Annotated in this window: 17 protein-coding genes; 11 read left to right on the forward strand and 6 right to left on the reverse strand. The window is 66.7% G+C overall.

Annotated features, from left to right (window positions below):
• Positions 1-82: 82 nt before the first annotated feature.
• Positions 83-307, reverse strand: a complete 225-nt coding sequence (locus AB4Y98_RS15240; RefSeq protein ID WP_312786933.1) for a hypothetical protein — start codon at positions 305-307, stop codon at positions 83-85.
• Positions 304-1,722 carry an MFS transporter gene (locus AB4Y98_RS15245; protein ID WP_363729942.1) on the reverse strand — a complete coding sequence of 473 codons (1,419 nt, stop codon included), beginning with the start codon at positions 1,720-1,722 and terminating at the stop codon, positions 304-306. The genes AB4Y98_RS15240 and AB4Y98_RS15245 overlap by 4 nt, the downstream gene beginning before the upstream one ends.
• A 106-nt stretch (positions 1,723-1,828) precedes the next feature.
• On the opposite strand from AB4Y98_RS15245, the gene AB4Y98_RS15250 reads away from it, so the two are divergent.
• The gene (locus tag AB4Y98_RS15250; RefSeq protein ID WP_363731327.1) at positions 1,829-2,713 is read left to right on the forward strand and encodes a LysR family transcriptional regulator; all 885 of its coding nucleotides are present in this window, start codon (positions 1,829-1,831) and stop codon (positions 2,711-2,713) included.
• 244 nt (positions 2,714-2,957) lie between these two features.
• Here the strand turns inward: AB4Y98_RS15250 and pip are convergent, their stop codons facing one another.
• Positions 2,958-3,899 (reverse strand): prolyl aminopeptidase, encoded by a 942-nt coding sequence (gene pip, locus AB4Y98_RS15255; RefSeq protein WP_127564589.1) that lies wholly within the window; start codon positions 3,897-3,899, stop codon positions 2,958-2,960.
• A gap of 49 nt (positions 3,900-3,948) precedes the next feature.
• On the reverse strand, positions 3,949-4,806 hold the full coding sequence (prmC, locus tag AB4Y98_RS15260) for a HemK/PrmC family methyltransferase (RefSeq protein WP_442244629.1): 858 nt from the start codon (positions 4,804-4,806) through the stop codon (positions 3,949-3,951).
• A gap of 306 nt (positions 4,807-5,112) precedes the next feature.
• On the opposite strand from prmC, the gene ahpC reads away from it, so the two are divergent.
• The 5 genes from ahpC to AB4Y98_RS15285 all read left to right on the forward strand — a co-directional run bounded on the left by ahpC (position 5,113) and on the right by AB4Y98_RS15285 (position 10,083).
• Positions 5,113-5,676, forward strand: coding sequence for an alkyl hydroperoxide reductase subunit C (gene ahpC, locus AB4Y98_RS15265; RefSeq protein ID WP_025877950.1), 564 nt, complete (start codon positions 5,113-5,115; stop codon positions 5,674-5,676).
• 225 nt (positions 5,677-5,901) lie between these two features.
• Positions 5,902-7,494, forward strand: a complete 1,593-nt coding sequence (gene ahpF, locus AB4Y98_RS15270; protein ID WP_442244630.1) for an alkyl hydroperoxide reductase subunit F — start codon at positions 5,902-5,904, stop codon at positions 7,492-7,494.
• An 80-nt stretch (positions 7,495-7,574) separates the two neighbouring features.
• The gene (locus AB4Y98_RS15275; RefSeq protein WP_312111546.1) at positions 7,575-8,540 is read left to right on the forward strand and encodes a LysR substrate-binding domain-containing protein; all 966 of its coding nucleotides are present in this window, start codon (positions 7,575-7,577) and stop codon (positions 8,538-8,540) included.
• A gap of 123 nt (positions 8,541-8,663) precedes the next feature.
• Entirely contained in the window at positions 8,664-9,068 is a 405-nt protein-coding gene (gene rnk, locus AB4Y98_RS15280) for a nucleoside diphosphate kinase regulator (protein ID WP_049468992.1), read from the forward strand.
• Positions 9,069-9,126: 58 nt separating this feature from the next.
• Complete coding sequence (locus tag AB4Y98_RS15285) at positions 9,127-10,083, forward strand: transaldolase (protein ID WP_049468994.1); 957 nt, start codon at positions 9,127-9,129, stop codon at positions 10,081-10,083.
• A 542-nt stretch (positions 10,084-10,625) separates the two neighbouring features.
• On the opposite strand, the gene msrA is transcribed toward AB4Y98_RS15285, so the two are convergent.
• Both msrA and AB4Y98_RS15295 read right to left on the reverse strand, forming a co-directional pair.
• Entirely contained in the window at positions 10,626-11,291 is a 666-nt protein-coding gene (msrA, locus tag AB4Y98_RS15290; protein ID WP_059066071.1) for a peptide-methionine (S)-S-oxide reductase MsrA, read from the reverse strand.
• A 30-nt stretch (positions 11,292-11,321) separates the two neighbouring features.
• Complete coding sequence (locus tag AB4Y98_RS15295) at positions 11,322-11,585, reverse strand: putative signal transducing protein (RefSeq protein WP_117309590.1); 264 nt, start codon at positions 11,583-11,585, stop codon at positions 11,322-11,324.
• 216 nt (positions 11,586-11,801) lie between these two features.
• Between AB4Y98_RS15295 and AB4Y98_RS15300 the strand changes: the two genes are divergently transcribed.
• The 5 genes from AB4Y98_RS15300 to AB4Y98_RS15320 all read left to right on the forward strand — a co-directional run bounded on the left by AB4Y98_RS15300 (position 11,802) and on the right by AB4Y98_RS15320 (position 16,567).
• A complete protein-coding gene (locus AB4Y98_RS15300; protein ID WP_442244631.1) occupies positions 11,802-13,550 on the forward strand; it encodes a glutamine--tRNA ligase/YqeY domain fusion protein in 1,749 nt (582 codons plus the stop codon).
• Positions 13,551-13,729: 179 nt separating this feature from the next.
• A complete protein-coding gene (locus AB4Y98_RS15305) occupies positions 13,730-14,461 on the forward strand; it encodes a DUF6348 family protein (RefSeq protein WP_442244632.1) in 732 nt (243 codons plus the stop codon).
• Between the two features lie 96 nt (positions 14,462-14,557).
• Positions 14,558-15,118, forward strand: coding sequence for a nucleoside deaminase (locus tag AB4Y98_RS15310; protein ID WP_442244633.1), 561 nt, complete (start codon positions 14,558-14,560; stop codon positions 15,116-15,118).
• Positions 15,102-16,169: a 23S rRNA (cytidine(2498)-2'-O)-methyltransferase RlmM gene (gene rlmM / locus AB4Y98_RS15315; protein ID WP_025877934.1), complete on the forward strand. Its 1,068-nt coding sequence runs from the start codon at positions 15,102-15,104 to the stop codon at positions 16,167-16,169. The genes AB4Y98_RS15310 and rlmM overlap by 17 nt, the downstream gene beginning before the upstream one ends.
• Positions 16,169-16,567, forward strand: coding sequence for an EF-hand domain-containing protein (locus AB4Y98_RS15320; protein WP_428703561.1), 399 nt, complete (start codon positions 16,169-16,171; stop codon positions 16,565-16,567). Before rlmM ends, AB4Y98_RS15320 begins: the two co-directional genes overlap by 1 nt.
• The last annotated feature ends 180 nt before the right edge of the window (positions 16,568-16,747 follow it).

Genomic DNA, 16,747 nt, shown 5'->3' on the forward strand with positions numbered 1-16,747 from the left:
TGCCGCTGCTGGGTTTGTGCGGGCCGGTGGCCGGCAACTGAATTGATCCAGCTACCCTGTGGTTGCCGGCCAGCGGCCGGCACTACCGCAGCAGCGGCACATCCATCCACGGGAACGCCTGCACGACCTCGGGCACCTCACCGTCATCATCGAACGCGGCGTCTTCATCTGCCGGCAACCAGAAACGCGCCGCCAGCAGATCGCCCTTGATGGCATGCACCCAGCCGAACGATTCCCATACGTCGTGGTCGTCATTGCAGGCGGCAAACGCGTCCAGCGTCTGGCGAAGATCAAGCAGTGCAATCATGCGTCGTTGGGCAGCGCGTCGGGAGAGCTGCAGTCTATCCGTGCCGGACGCAGGCCCAGCGCGATGACCACGCCGAGCGCGGCGAACAGCGCGGCACCGTACTGCGCATTGACCATGCCCTGCAGGGCATCAGGACTGGTTGCCGCCTGCGTGCCGCGTGCGGCGTTTGCCACCATCACCAGTACTGCCAGGCCCAACGCGCCGCCGATCTGCTGTGCGGTAGCGGCCATGCCGGACGCCACACCCTGCTGCGGACCCGGTACGCCCTGCCCGGCCACGATCCACATCGCCGTCCAGCTCATGCCCTGGCCCACGCTGAGCACCACGATGCCCGGCAGCAGCGGCCAGTAGCTGGCGCCGTGCGGCATCGCCAGCGCCACCGCAGTGATGCCGATGGCACCGGCGGCGAAGCCCCACGCCAGCACCTGCCGTGGCGAGCGGCGCTGCAGCATGCGCTCGGCAATGCGGATGCCGAAGGTGCATACCAGCGTCGGCAGCAGGAAGGCCATGCCGGCCTGCAGCGGGCTCCAGCCATAGCCATCCTGGAAGTACAGCGCCAGGAAGTAGTACTGCACGCCATAGCTGCTCATGAACGCGAAGGTCAGGCCGAGTGCTGCACGCAGGCCCGGCAGGCGCAGCAGCGCGAACTGCATCAGCGGGTCGCGGCTGCGCTTTTCGATCTGCACGAACACCGTCAGCAGCACGGCTGACAGCAACAGGCAGATGAGCGTGGCCGGCGCGGTCCAGCCCCATTCCGGCCCCTGCACCAGGGTGGTGACCAGCAGGCTGCCGCCGGCGGTGACGGTGAGGCAACCGGCCAGATCGAAGGAACGGCCGCGCACGCGCGGGCCATCGGCCGGCAGCCACGCGCCCGCGGCGACGGCACAGGCCGTGGCCAACGGCACGATCACCGCCAGCACCGCCGGCCAACCGAAGGCTTGGGTCAGTACACCGCCCAGCAGCGTCCCCAGCGCGAGGCCCGCCGCGCTGGCCATGCTCCAGATTGCCAGCGCGCGGTTGCGCACCGGGCCTTCTGCATACAGCGTATTGATCAGGGCCAGGGTGGCCGGAAACAGCAGCGCCGCACCGATGCCCTGCGCCGCACGTGCCACGATCAGCAGTGTGGCATTGGGCGCCAGCGCACCCAGCAGCGAAGCCAGGGCGAACAGCAGCATGCCCAGCCGGTAGAAGCGGCGGCGTCCCAGCAGATCGGCCGCACGCCCGCCCAGCAGCAGGCTGCCGCCAAAGGCCACCGTATAGGCGCTGACCACCCACTGCAGCTGCTGCGCATTGATCTGCAGCGCGCGGCCCATGTCGTGCAGGGCGACGAAGATGATGGTGGCGTCCAGAGCGATGATCAGCTGCGCGGTGGCCAGCAGGGTCAGCGCCCAGCGCGGGTATTTCAGGGGAGGCATGCGGCGCCCGGTTCGGAGGGGGGACGGCAGTCTCATTGATGCAGCTGAATCAATAAACCCCCTCAGCGCGATTTCTGTCATGATTTTCCGCATGAATGGATCCTCGATGGACCTCAATGCAGTGCGCATGCTGGTGCAGGTGGCTGAGGCGCGCAGCTTCACCGTCGCCGCCGGCCAGCTCGGCTTGAGCCAGTCCGGGCTGTCACGCGCGATCGGCCGGCTGGAAGCCTCGCTGGGGGTGAAGCTGCTGCAGCGGAATACGCGCAATGTCGCGCTGACCCCGGATGGCCAGCAGTTCGTCGAGCAGGTGGGACCGTTGCTGTGCGGGATGGAAGACGCCGAGCGGCTGCTGGCCGACCGCCCCTGCACGCCCTCGGGCGTGCTGAAGATCAGCGCGCCCTCGATGTTCGGGCGCAGGGTGCTGGTGCCGTTGCTGGGGCCGTTGCTGGAGCGGCACCCGCAACTGCAAGTGGAAGCGGTGCTCAGCGACCGGCTGGTGGATCTGGTGGAGGAAGGCTTCGACGCCGCCCTGCGCACCGGCACCATCGCTGACCAGCGCATGGTGGCGCGGCCGTTGAAGCCACTGCGCTGGGTGACCGTGGCCAGCCCGGCCTACCTGGCCGCGCAGGGTGAGCCGGCCGATGTGGCGGCATTGCAGAACCATGCCTGCCTGGCGGTGCGCAACCTGCGCAGCGGCCGGCTGGTGGACTGGCAGTTCCTGCAGGACGGGCAGCTGCGCGAGGTCACGCCGCCGACGCGGATGGTGTTCGACTGCGGCGACCCGCTGGTGGAGGCAGCGATTGCGGGCATCGGCATCGTGCAGGTGATGGATTTCGCGGTGGCCGACGCGCTGGCCGATGGCCGCCTGCAGCGCGTGCTGCAGCCGTTCGAAGGCCGCAGCCGCGCGCTGTCGTTGATCTACCCGCCGTCGCGCCAGCACTCACCGAAACTGCAGGTGCTGGCCAACGCGTTGTTGGCCGGGGATTGGTAGATCCACGCCATGCGTGGATGAGCGTTTCAATGCAAAAGCAGCCAGGCATGGCCTGGCCCTACTGGGCCGTAGTAGATCCAAGCCATGCGCGGATGCAAAGGCAGCCGGGCATGGCCCGGCTCTACTGGGTCGTAGTAGATCCACGCCATGCGTGGATGAACGTTTCAACGCAAAAGCAGCCAGGCATGGCCTGGCTCTACCGGTAAGGCGTTGCCGACCAGCGGCCGGCACTACCACGGCCCGATCAGGCGAAACTATCGGTGGCACGCACCAGCGCGTCGACGTTCTCTGCTTCGAACGCCGAATGCCCCGAGGCCGGGGTGATCTCCAGCTTCGCCTTCGGCCACACCTTGGTCAGGTCCCAGGCATTGGCCAGCGGACAGACCACGTCGTAGCGGCCGTGCACGATCACGCCCGGGATGTCGGCGATGCGGTGCGCGTCGCGCAGCAGCTGGTCTTCCACTTCGAAGAAACCGCCGTTGACGAAGTAGTGGTTTTCGATGCGGGCAAACGCCAGCGCGAAGTGCGGGTCTTCATGGCTGTTGATGAAGTCGTCGTCCACGTGCAGGAAGCTGGTCGCGCCCTCCCACACTGCCCAGGCCTTGGCTGCGTCCAGGCGCGTTGCTTCGTCTTCGCTGGTCAGGCGGCGATGGAAAGCGGAGATCAGATCATGGCGTTCTACTGCCGGAATCGGCTTGAGGTAGTGCTCCCACGCATCCGGGAACAGGCGGTTGGCGCCTTCCTGGTAGAACCATTCCAGCTCCCAGCGGCGCAGCATGAAGATGCCGCGCAGCACCAGTTCGGTCACGCGCTGCGGATGGGTCTGCGCATAGGCCAGCGCCAGGGTCGAGCCCCAGCTGCCACCGAACACCTGCCAGCGATCGACCTTGAGGTGCTCGCGCAGCGTCTCGATGTCGGCCACCAGGTCCCAGGTGGTGTTGTCCACCAGATCGGCGTGCGGGGTGGAACGACCGGCACCGCGCTGATCGAACAGGATGATGCGGTACTTGGCCGGGTCGTGGAACTGGCGCATCTTGTCGCTGCAGCCGCCGCCGGGCCCACCATGCAGCATCACCACCGGCTTGCCGTCCGGGTTGCCGCACTGTTCGAAGTACAGCGTGTGGCGGTCGTCGACCTTCAGGGTGCCGACGTCGTAAGGGGTGATGGCGGGGTACAGCGTACGCATGCTTGCAGCTCCGTGGTGGTGCCCTGCCCTTGGCAGGAGAACCCCCATTCTAGGCCGGTCGCCGGCCCAGGGTGACCCGGTCGCGCTGCTCCAGGTCCTGCACGGTCTGCACGTCGATGTAGCCGGCCTGCTCGAACAGCGCGCCGATGGCATCGCCCTGGTCCCAGCCGTGCTCGATCAGCAGCCAGCCGCCGGGCTGCAGGTAGTCGCCGCCGCCGGCGACGATGCGACGGATGTCATCCAGCCCATCAACGCCCGAGGCCAGTGCCGTGGCCGGCTCGAAGCGCAGGTCGCCCTGCTCCAGGTGCGGGTCGTCGCTGGCGATATAGGGAGGATTGCTGGCGATCAGGTCGAAGCGTTCACCGTGCAGCGGCGCGTACCAGTCGTGACCACCTTCGGCAAAACGCACGTTGCCCAGCTCGTGGCGCGCGGCGTTGCGGGCCGCCACCGCCAGTGCAGCGACACTGGCGTCGGTGGCCAGCACCTGCGCTTGCGGCCGCTCGCTGGCCAGGGCCAGGGCGATGGCGCCGCTGCCGGTACCGAGGTCGGCCAGCTGCAGCGTGCGGTCCGGCGGAAGGCGATCCAGCGCCAGCTCCACCAGCAGTTCGGTTTCCGGCCGCGGAATCAGGGTGGCCGGGTCGACTTCCAGATCGAGGGTCCAGAAACCACGGCGGCCGGTCAGGTAGGCCACCGGTTCGCCAGCCAGGCGCCGGTCCAGCAAGGCCTCGAACGCGGCCTGCTCGGCGGCGGGCAGTGGATCGGTAGCGTGCGCGAACAACCAGCTGCGCGGTCGCTGCAGCACATGCAGCAGCAGCAGCTCCGCTTCATGACGGGCCTCGGCGCCACCCAGGCGGCCGCTGGCGTCGGCCACGACCTGGCGCAGGGACGGTTCGGAATCGGCGGGCATGGCAGGCACTGGCGCGGGCGGTGGGCCCGCAATTGTAGAGTCTGGAAACCGTTCAGGTTCGCTGGGGCGGGATTCGCTGCGGTGGGATATGAGAGACCTATCGACCGGTTTCCGCAGCCGCTGATGATTTCCCTTGTCATACAGCGGGTTGCAGGATGCAGGTGGCCTGATTCATTGCCGGCTCAGCGCACATCAATAGACTGCATCTATCAAATGGATGTAATCAATGCATTGTCCTTATCGAAATGGAACCAGTAACCTAGGTCCTGTCGATTCACCCACTCCCCTTCACCCAGAGGAAAAACGATGTCCCTGATCAACACCCAGATCCAGCCGTTCGAAGCCAACGCTTACCTGAATGGCGAGTTCATCAAGGTCTCCGACAGCACCCTGAAGGGCCAGTGGTCGGTCCTGATCTTCATGCCGGCAGCCTTCACCTTCAACTGCCCGACCGAGATCGAAGACGCCGCTGACCATTACGCCGAGTTCAAGAAGGCTGGCGCCGAGGTCTACATCGTCACCACCGACACCCACTTCTCGCACAAGGTCTGGCACGAAACCTCGCCGGCCGTGGGCAAGGCCCAGTTCCCGCTGGTCGGCGACCCGACCCACCAGCTGACCCGCGCCTTCGGCGTGCACATCGAGGAAGAAGGCCTGGCCCTGCGCGGCACCTTCATCATCAACCCGGAAGGCGTGATCAAGACCCTGGAGATCCACTCCAACGAGATCGCCCGTGACGTCTCCGAGACCCTGCGCAAGCTGAAGGCTGCCCAGTTCACCGCCGCCAACCCGAACCAGGTCTGCCCGGCCAAGTGGAAGGAAGGCGAGAAGACCCTGACCCCGTCGCTGGACCTGGTCGGCAAGATCTAAAGCAGTACCGGCCTGCCGCAGCCCCACGCTGCGGCGCGCCCATCCCCGTGCCGGCCACATCGCCGGCGTGGGGGTGAACCCAAGACAGCCGAGCTCGCAAGCCGCCGCTCGCCAGCCCCTTCCACAGCTGTCTCTGCTGCCTTGGGTTCACCCCTACCCCCTGCTGGTCCGCTACCTTCTACAGCGGTGCCACGCCCCCGTTTTGCCTGAAGCCAGGAGAAGACCATGTTGGACGCCAACCTGCAGTCGCAGCTGAAGACCTATCTGGAGCGCGTGACCCGCCCGATCCAGATCACCGCGCATGCCGACGACGGTGCCAAGTCGCGGGAGATGCTGGACCTGCTGCAGACCCTGGAAAGCCTGTCGGACAAGATCTCGCTGCAGGTGCTGCGCGACGGTCAGGGTCGCGTGCCGTCCTTCGACCTGGGCACGCCGGGCCAGGACATCCACCTGACCTTCGCCGGCCTGCCGATGGGCCACGAATTCACCTCGCTGGTGCTGGCCCTGCTGCAGGTCGGCGGGCATCCGTCCAAGGCCACTGCCGAGCTGATCGAGCAGGTGCAGAACCTGGAAGGCGACTACCGGTTTGAAACCTATTTCTCGCTGTCCTGCCAGAACTGCCCGGACGTGGTGCAGGCGCTGAACCTGGCCGCGGTGCTCAACCCGCGCATCCAGCACGTGGCCATCGACGGCGCGCTGTTCCAGGAGGAAGTCGAGCAGCGCGAGATCATGTCGGTGCCGACCGTCTACCTCAACGGCGCGGTGTTCGACCAGGGCCGCATGACCCTGGAGCAGATCGTGGCCAAGCTGGACACCAACGCCAGCAAGCGCGATGCCGAGAAGATCGCCGCCAAGGACGTCTTCGACGTGCTGGTGGTCGGTGGTGGCCCGGCCGGTGCCGCTGCGGCGATCTATGCCGCGCGCAAGGGCATCCGTACCGGCATCGCCGCCGAGCGTTTCGGTGGCCAGGTGCTGGACACCATGGCGATCGAGAACTTCATTTCGGTGAAGGAGACCGAGGGCCCGAAGCTGGCCACGGCGCTGGAACAGCACGTGCGCGAATACGAGGTCGACATCATGGACCTGCAGCGCGCCAGTGCGCTGGTGCCGGCCGGCGAAGACGGCCTGGTGCAGGTGCAGCTGGAAAACGGCGCCGTGTTGAAGTCGCGCTCGGTGATCCTGTCCACCGGCGCGCGCTGGCGGCAGATGAACGTGCCCGGCGAAGACCAGTACCGCAACAAGGGCGTGGCGTACTGCCCGCACTGCGATGGCCCGCTGTTCAAGGGCAAGCGCGTGGCGGTGATCGGCGGTGGCAATTCCGGCGTTGAAGCGGCCATTGATCTGGCCGGTATCGTGTCGCATGTGACCCTGCTGGAATTCGATTCCAGCCTGCGTGCCGACGAAGTGCTGCAGAAGAAGCTGCGCAGCCTGGCCAATGTCACCGTGCTGACCAGCGCGCAGACCACCGAAGTGCTGGGCGACGGCAGCCGCGTCACCGGCCTGGTCTACAAGGACCGTGTCGGCGGTGATTCCCATCGCGTCGAACTGGAAGGCATCTTCGTGCAGATCGGCCTGCTGCCGAACACCGAATGGCTGAAGGACACCGTGGCCCTTTCGCCGCGTGGCGAGATCGTCATCGATGACCGTGGGCAGACCAATCTGCCGGGCGTGTTCGCCGCGGGCGATTGCACGACGGTACCCTACAAGCAGATCATCATCGCGATGGGCGCCGGTTCGACCGCCGCACTGAGCGCTTTCGATCACCTGATCCGCTCCTCGGTTCCCAAGAGCAGCGGCGCGGTGGCCGAAGCGGCCTGATCCAATGTTCCCAGGCCATCGGGAGCACCATCAGCCGGCAGGGCACGCCCTGCCGGTGCAGTACCCCGAGAGGTCTGAGGATGAACCTGCGTGACCTGAAATACCTGGTGGCCCTGGCCGATCACAAGCACTTCGGCCGGGCCGCCGCCTCCTGCTTCGTCAGCCAGCCCACGCTGTCGACCCAGATCCGCAAGCTGGAAGAGGAGCTGGGCCTGCCGTTGGTGGAACGCGCGCCGCGCAAGGTGATGCTGACCCCCGCTGGCCACGAAGCAGCCGCGCGGGCACGGGTGATCGTGGCCGAAGTGGAGCAGTTGAAGGAAGCGGCTCGACGCAGCCGCGATCCCGAAGCGGGTACCGTGCGCCTGGGGATCTTCCCGACCTTGGGCCCGTACCTGTTGCCGCACGTGATTCCGCGCATCCGCACGCGCTTCCCCGAGCTGGAACTGCTGCTGGTGGAAGAAAAGAGCGATGTGCTGCTGGAGCGCCTGCGCGAGGGCAAACTGGACGCTGCACTGTTGGCACTGCCGGTGATCGACGACCAGCTGCACGCCGAATTCCTGTTCGAGGAACCGTTCCTGCTGGCCGTTTCCGGCCGCCACCCGCTGGCCACGCGCGAGCATCTGGACGTACAGGAACTGGCCACGCAGAAGCTGCTGCTGCTGGAAGACGGCCACTGCCTGCGTGACCAGGCGCTGGAAGTCTGTCGCCTGTTCGGCGCCAATGAAAAGTCGGAATTCCGCGCCACCAGCCTGGAAACGCTGCGACAGATGGTCGCCGCCGACGTTGGCATCACCCTGCTGCCCAGCCTGTCGGTACAGCCGCCGGTGCCACGCTCGAACAACATCCGCCTGATCGACTTCGTCGGCGAGGGCCGTCCCAGCCGTCGCATCGCCATGATCTGGCGGCGCAGCTCGGCGATGAACGAGTTCCTGATGGAGCTGGCCGAGCAGTTCAAGCGCCTGCCCGATGCGCTGTTTACGCTGGAGGCGTTGGTCCCGGCAAACGGCGATACTGCTACCCCGCCCACGCCGGTGCTGAACGGCTGAGACACCGCAGCCGGGCATCGAAACCGCCGGGAGTCGATTCCGGCCGCATTTGTCCCCACAATACAGTCAGGCGGCGCCAGCAGGCGCCGCCTTTTGCATGGTTTTCAACCAAGGAGCGTCACCATGAACACCGCCAGCGGCCTGCCGCCGTCGATCACTGTTTCCACCCTCGACATGGACCGCCTGGACGCCATGCTCGAATCCCCGGCACACAGCCAGACGCCGGCCGCGCGTGCGCTTGCCGATGAGCTCAACCGGGCAACCGTGTTGCCGCCAGACCAGATTCCCGAAGGCATCGTCATGATGCATTCGCGCGTGGAGTGCGAAGATGAAGTGTCGGGCGAGAAGCATGTCCTGACCCTGGTCTTCCCCCGCGAAGCCAATGTCGATGAAGGCAAGGTGTCCGTGCTGGCGCCCGTCGGCAGCGCCCTGCTTGGCCTGGCCGTTGGCCAGAGCATCGACTGGACCGCCCCGGGCGGCCGCAAGCTGCGGCTGCGCGTGAGCGCGGTCCACAACGACCGTCCCTGACCTGCGCTGCGTACCGCGCGCGATCAGTTTCCCTGCAATCCCCGCACCAGGAGCCGTAATGAGTACCCCGTCCAAACTGTCCCAGCTGCGCGAACTGTCCGTGGTCGTTGCCGATACCGGTGACTACGAGGCGATCAAGCGCCTGCAGCCGGTGGACTGCACCACCAATCCGACCCTGGTGAAGAAGGCGCTGGACCTGCCGGTCTATGCGGAACTGATCGAACGCGAACTGGCCTGGGGCCGCCAGCAGGGCGGCGACCGCGAGGCCGTGGTGCACGCCGTGGCCGACCGCCTGACCATCGGCGTCGGTGCGCTGCTGAGCACGCTGGTGCCGGGCCGCGTCTCCACGGAAGTGGATGCCGACCAGGCCCACGACACCGCCGCGACCGTGGCCAAGGCCCGTCAGTTCATCCAGATGTACGCCGATGCCGGCGTGCCGCGCGAGAAGATCCTGATCAAGATCGCTGCGACCTGGGAAGGCGTGGAAGCCGCGCGCGTGCTGCAGGCCGAAGGCATCGACTGCAACCTGACCCTGATCTTCAACCCCACCCAGGCGCTGGCCTGCAGCGAAGCAGGTGCGTTCCTGATCTCGCCGTTCGTCGGCCGCATCCTCGACTGGTACGTGGCCAACGGCCAGACCCCGGCGAACATCGACGAGGACCCGGGCGTGGTGTTCGTGCGTGGCGTGTATGCCGAATTCAAGCGCCGCGGTTCGCCGACCGTGGTGATGGGTGCCTCGTTCCGTTCGACCGCGCAGATCGAAGCGCTGGCCGGCTGCGACCGCCTGACCATTTCGCCGGACCTGCTGGAGAAGCTCGACGCCGACCACGGCGCGCTGCCGCGCAAGCTGGTGGCCGGTGCCGCTGAAGCGGTGCAGGTGACGCCGATCGACGCGGCAAAGTTCGCAGCCGACCTGGCCGCCGATCCGATGGCGACCGAGAAGCTGGCGACGGGTATCGATGCGTTTGCCAAGGATCTGGAAGCACTGCGTCAGCGGATTCGCGAGGCACTGTGATTCCGGCCAACGGCTGAGCCCCTCGTGGCGGATCGCTCAGAGCAAAAGCCATGCTTGGCCGGGCGGGTTGGGTACGCGGGAGACGCCGTGAATCCGTCCCTGGAGGCTTGGCCGCCGCATCCATGCGGCGGACACTCCCGCGTACCCAACCCGCCCGACCTCTGACAGTTTCCTGCGGTGGTCCGCCACGGAAGAAAGAAAAGAAGAGCAAAAGCGGGTCGCGCGCTGCGCTTGCTCACAAACAAACAAAAAGGACGCGGCGAATGCCGCGTCCTTTTTGTTTTCTATCAGGTCGTCAGTAACCCAACCCTCTTGCTTACCGTCACCGGGAAACTGTCGAAGGCGGGACGGGTGCAGATGGCGGGACCGTCCACGGCATGGATGCCGTGGCCGAGCCCCCAGGGATGGGTTTACGGCGTGTCCCGCCATCTGTACCCGTCCCGCCAAACCCACAGCAACCCAGAGCCGCTTTGGCTTTGGCTTTGGCTTTGGCTTTGGCCGTTGCTTTCAGCTTCTGCTCGCCGCAGGCGGACCACCGCGCGTCAGCGCGGCACCTCCACATCCAGCCCGATCGGGCAGCTCACGCCGGTACCGCCAATGCCGCAGTAGCCGTTCGGGTTCTTGGCCAGGTACTGCTGGTGATAGTCCTCGGCGTAGTAGTACGTCGGTGCCGGATACACGATCTCGGTGGTGATCGGGCCATACCCCGCTGCAGCCAGCTGCGCCTGGTAGGCCTCGCCACTGGCCAGCGCCGCGGCGTACTGGGCCTCGTCGGTGGCGTGGATCGCCGAACGGTACTGGGTGCCGGTGTCGTTGCCCTGGCGCATGCCCTGGGTCGGGTCGTGGCTCTCCCAGAACAGCTGCAGCAGGCGCTCCAGGCTGACAACCGCCGGGTCGAACACCACCTGCACCACCTCGGTGTGGCCGGTCAGGCCCGAGCAGACCTCTTCATAGGTGGGGTTCGGGGTGATTCCACCGGCATAGCCCACCGAGGTGCTGTACACCCCCGGCTCGTTCCAGAATTTGCGCTCGGCACCCCAGAAGCAGCCCAGCGCGAAGCGGATCTGCTGCAGGCCGGCGAAACGGTCCTTCAGCGGATGGCTGTTCACGAAGTGCTGGTTGCTGTGCAGCGGCAGCGGCTGGTCGCGGCCCGGCAATGCCTCTTCCGGGCGCGGCAGGCGCTGCTTGAAGGCCCCGATGCCGAGGATGCCCTGTCCGATTCCCAACATGATGCGCTCCTACGCCGGAAGCCCGGCAATGTCGTCGGCATCTGAAATGGGGGCATCTGTGGCGTGGCCCAAGTCCAGCGCCGCCACGATGTCTTCGGCCTGTGGCCGCGCGGCGTCGGGGATACCGACCCGCAGCACGCCGAACAGCGGCAGCTCGCCCATGCCGCCCAGCAGCGACTCGCCGAACACGAACGCCGGGATGCCGGCGTCTTCCAGCGCGTGCTTGACCAGGTGGGCGTCGAACAGATTGTCGGCCTTGTACACGATGTGCATGCGGCAGCTCCGTGGGACAGGATTCCAGCATACGCCCGGGGGCTGAATGGTGCCGAGGGCGGCATCCGGGGGTTGCCGGCCAGCGGCCGGCACTACCCGTGTCGTCTGTAGTGCCGGCCGCTGGCCGGCAACCCCAGCCATCCCTGCCTGCCCCCCGGGCAGCCCTTCCCGGTAAGCGTTAGACTGGCAATCTTTCTGCCTTACTTTCGCCGACTCATGTCAGAGCACACCCCCGCCAGCCCCGAGACCCCCGCCGACAGCCACGAGAAGCGCGATTTCATCCGCCAGATCGTGCGCGAGGACCTGGCCAGCGGTAAGCACCAGGCGATCAAGACCCGCTTCCCGCCCGAGCCGAACGGCTACCTGCACATCGGCCATGCCAAGTCGATCTGCCTGAACTTCGGCATCGCCGGCGAGTTCAGCGGCGTCTGCAACCTGCGCTTCGACGACACCAACCCGGCCAAGGAAGATCCGGAATACGTGGCCGCGATCCAGGACGACGTGCGCTGGCTGGGCTTCGAGTGGAACGAGCTGCGCCATGCGTCGGATTACTTCGACGCCTACTACCTGGCCGCCGAGAAGCTGATCGCCGACGGCAAGGCCTACGTCTGTGACCTGTCGGCCGAGGAAGTGCGCGCCTACCGCGGCACCCTGACCGAACCGGGCCGGCCCTCGCCGTGGCGCGACCGCAGTGTCGAGGAAAACCTGGACCTGTTCCGCCGCATGCGCGCCGGTGAATTCCCCGATGGCGCGCGCACCGTGCGCGCCAAGATCGACATGGCCAGCGGCAACATCAACCTGCGCGATCCGGCGCTGTACCGCATCAAGCACGTCGAGCACCAGAACACCGGCAACGCCTGGCCGATCTACCCGATGTACGACTTCGCCCATGCACTGGGCGATTCGATCGAAGGCATCACCCACTCGCTGTGCACGCTGGAGTTCGAAGACCACCGCCCGCTGTACGACTGGTGCGTGGACAACGTCGACTTCGCCCACGATGACGCGCTGACCCAGCCGCTGGTCGACGCCGGCCTGCCGCGCGAAGCGGCCAAGCCGCGCCAGATCGAGTTCTCGCGCTTGAACATCAACTACACGGTGATGAGCAAGCGCAAGCTGATGGCGCTGGTCACCGAACAGCTGGTGGACGGCTGGGAAGACCCGCGCATGCCGACCCTGCAGGGCCTGCGTCGCCGTGGCTACACCCCGGCGGCGATGCGCCTGTTCGCCGAGCGCGTGGGCATCAGCAAGCAGAATTCGCTGATCGATTTCAGCGTGCTGGAAGGCGCGCTGCGCGAAGACCTGGACAGCGCTGCACCGCGCCGCATGGCCGTGGTCGACCCGGTCAAGCTGGTACTGACCAACCTGGCTGAAGGCCACGAAGAGCAGCTGACCTTCAGCAACCACCCGAAGGACGAAAGCTTCGGTACCCGCGAAGTGCCGTTCGCACGTGAAGTGTGGATCGATCGCGAGGACTTCGCCGAAGTGCCGCCGAAGGGATGGAAGCGTCTGGTTCCCGGTGGCGAAGTGCGTCTGCGCGGCGCCGGCATCATCCGCTGCGATGAAGTGATCAAGGATGCCGACGGCACCATCACCGAACTGCGCGGCTGGCTGGACCCGGAATCGCGTCCGGGCATGGAAGGCGCCAACCGCAAGGTCAAGGGCACCATCCACTGGGTCAGCGCGGTGCACGGCGTGCCGGCCGAGATCCGCCTGTATGACCGCCTGTTCTCGGTGCCGAACCCGGACGATGAATCGGAAGGCAAGACCTACCGCGATTACCTCAATCCGGAATCACGTCGCACCGTCATCGGCTATGTCGAGCCGGCGGCTGCCACCGCTGCGCCGGAACAGTCGTTCCAGTTCGAGCGCACCGGCTACTTCGTTGCCGACCGCCGCGACCACACCGAAGCCAAGCCGGTGTTCAACCGCAGTGTGACCCTGCGCGACACCTGGTCGGCCTGATCACCTGCGCGGGCGCCGCAAAGGCGCCCGCGTCATCCTGCACCTGCCTCATCCTCTGCTGAAGCCTGCGTAGCCGACCCTCGGTAACGGCGGGTCTTGCTGCGCGAGCGCAGGCACGTGCCATCGCGCAGCCGCTACCTGCGTCATCATCCCCTCCTCTTGCCCTGTCAGGCCCTGCCATGTCCGCTGCCCCGAGTGCGCTTCTCCCGCTGCTGCAACAGGTCCTGCTGGGCCGTGACATCGCCTGCACCGTCGAGGGTGACGACCTGCTGCTCGACAGCGGCCTGCAGCTGACGCCACACAGCGTCTCCAGCAACGAACGCGACAACGGCGGCTGGCAGACGTCCACGGTCATCGAGACCCGCCACGCCGGCCTGTTCGCCGATGGCCTGTTCGAATACCAGCACGCCAATGGCGCGACCGAACAGGAGTCCTTGCTGTCCGGCTTCGACACCTGGGTGCGGGTGGATCTGGCGACCCTGCAGGCGGCCATCGGCGCCGAAGACGCACCGGATCTGCCGATGATGGGGCTGACCTACCCGACCGGCGACGAAGGCGAAGAACACGAGCGCACCGTGGTGCTGGGGCCGCTGGCCCATTACCGCGCCCGCGAACTGGACGACGCTGCCGCGTGCAGCGAGGACGATCACGGTTCCTGCCCCTGCTGCCTGTTCACCAAGAGCATCGACGCCTTCGACGACCTGTTGAAAGCCCACCACTTCCTGGCCATCCGCCTGTTCGCTTCGCGCGACGAGCAGGGCCAGTGCGAAGCCGACTGCCGGGTCAACGGCCATGACTTCGCCCCCGCCCTGCCGCTGCTGCGCGCCTATGCCGCGCGCTGGCCGCAGGCGGGACTGGAGTTCCGCAAGCAGTACGTGGTGATCCGCACCGGCTCACCCTCGCAGGCCTGAACCCAGCGCGCACGCCCGGTACATGCCACTGCCGCTACACTGCGCGCCGATATCTGTTGCACCTGTTCCTTTCACTCCCAACGAGGCACCCCCGCGATGCTGTACGCGCAAGTCCACCTGACCCTTCCTGCCTGGATCCACGACCAGATCGACCTGGATCGGCGATATCCGGGCGACGAGGCCAAGGTCGCGCTGGCGATCGAGCTGTCGCGGCTGAATGTCGACCACGCCAGCGGCGGCCCGTTCGGCGCCGTGGTATTCGGGCCGGATGACAAGGTGATCGCCGCCGGCGTGAACCGGGTGATGCCGCACTCGACCTCGCTGGCGCACGCCGAGAACATGGCCTACATGCTGGCCCAGCAGCGCCTGCAGACCCCGCGCCTGAACGCGGCGCTGTCGCCGATCACCCTGGCCACCAGCTCGCAGCCGTGCTGCCAGTGCTACGGCGCCACCGTGTGGGCCGGCATCGACCGCCTGCTGATCGGCGCCAGCTCGGCCGACGTGGAAGAGCTGACCCCGTTCGATGAAGGCCCGCTGCCGGCTGACTGGGTGGGTGAGCTCAACAAGCGTGGCATCGAAGTGGTGCAGGGTCTGAACCGTGATGCGGCGCGCAGCGTGCTGCGTGCCTATGGGGAAAGCGATGGCGCCCGTTACTGAGGCCGGCATCGGCCTGCTGTGCCTGTGCCGGCAGGGCTTCGAGCCCGAGCTGGCCGGCGAACTGCAGTTCCGCGCAGGCGCCGCCGGTTTTGCCGGTTACGCCCGTACCCAGCGCAATGATGGCTACGTGCTCTTCATGTGCGATGAAGCGGCGGCGCTCGCACCGCGACTGCCGTGGCGCGAGCTGATCTTCGCCCGCCAGAAGCTGGTGGTACTGGCCGAGCTGCCGCAGCTGGACCCGGCCGACCGCATCACGCCGATGCTGGACGTGCTGGCCGATGCGCCGCGTTTCGGTGATCTGTGGGTGGAACATCCCGATTCGGACGCCGGCAAACCGCTGTCCGGGCTCGCGCGTGCCTTCGGCAACGCCCTGCGCCCGGCGCTGCGCAAGGCCGGCAAACTCAGCGACAAACCGAACGCACGCCTGCCGCGCCTGCACGTGGTGTTTGTCGATGGCACGCACGCCTTCATCTGCGTGGCCAACCCGGACGACAGCGCACCCTGGGCGTTGGGCATTCCGCGCTTGAAGCTGTTGCCCGACGCACCCTCGCGCTCGGCATTGAAGCTGGACGAGGCACTGCTGACCCTGCTTGCCCCGGAAGAACGCGAAGCGCTGGTTCGCCCGGGCATGCGCGCGGCTGATCTGGGCGCGGCACCGGGCGGCTGGACGTGGGTACTGACCCGCCAGCACGTGCATGTGCTGAGCATCGACAACGGCCCGCTGCGCCAGCACGTGCTGGACACCGGCCTGGTCGAACACCTGCGCGCCGATGGTTTCCATTGGCATCCGGAGCAGCCGCTGGACTGGATGGTCTGCGATATGGTCGAGCAGCCGCGTCGCGTCGCCGAACGCATGGCCACCTGGTTCCGCGAGGGCTGGTGCAGGCACGCGATCTTCAACCTGAAGCTGCCGATGAAGAAGCGCTGGGACGAGACGCGCCTGTGCCTGGACCTGTTCCAGGAGCAGGCCGGCAAGCCGCTGGTGGTACGTGCCAAGCAGCTGTACCACGACCGTGAGGAAATCACGGTGCTGGCGTCGCCGCTGCGCTGATGAACGTCCCGCGCATTTCCCTGCTGCTGTGTACCGCGGTGCTGGCATTGCCGGCACTGTCACAGCCGGCGCGCCCGCAACCGGCACAGAGCGCTCCGCTGCGCGATGACAGTGGCGTGGTCCGCCAGCAGTCACTGTCGGCCGGCCGTGTGACCGGCAGCGTCGACATCGTGGTACCGCTGGGCGAAACCCCGGTAACCGTGCGCTCGGTGGCGCCGGCCAGCGTGGTCGGTCAGTACCGCATCCATTTCGCCGAGCTGGACGTGAACGCTGATGGTTTCATCAGCCGTGACGAAGCACTGGCCAATCCGGCGCTTTCCGATGAGTTCAACGCCTTGGACAGCAAGCGCCGCGGCAAGCTGGACCGCGCCGATCTGGCCGGCTGGCTGATCGATTGAGGTCGCTGCGGTAGGTAATGGTATCCACGCATGGCGTGGATCTACTGAAACGACGGCGCTACCGGCGGATGATCCGGGGCTCGCGCGCCAACCAAGGTTGGCGTCTACAGAAGCGATTCGCTGCAGACCGGCATGACCCGCTTTTGGTAGGTGCCAACCTTGGTTGGTACAAGGTCGGAA

Source organism: Stenotrophomonas sp. 2YAF26, assembly GCF_052114625.1.
GTDB lineage: Bacteria > Pseudomonadota > Gammaproteobacteria > Xanthomonadales > Xanthomonadaceae > Stenotrophomonas > Stenotrophomonas indicatrix.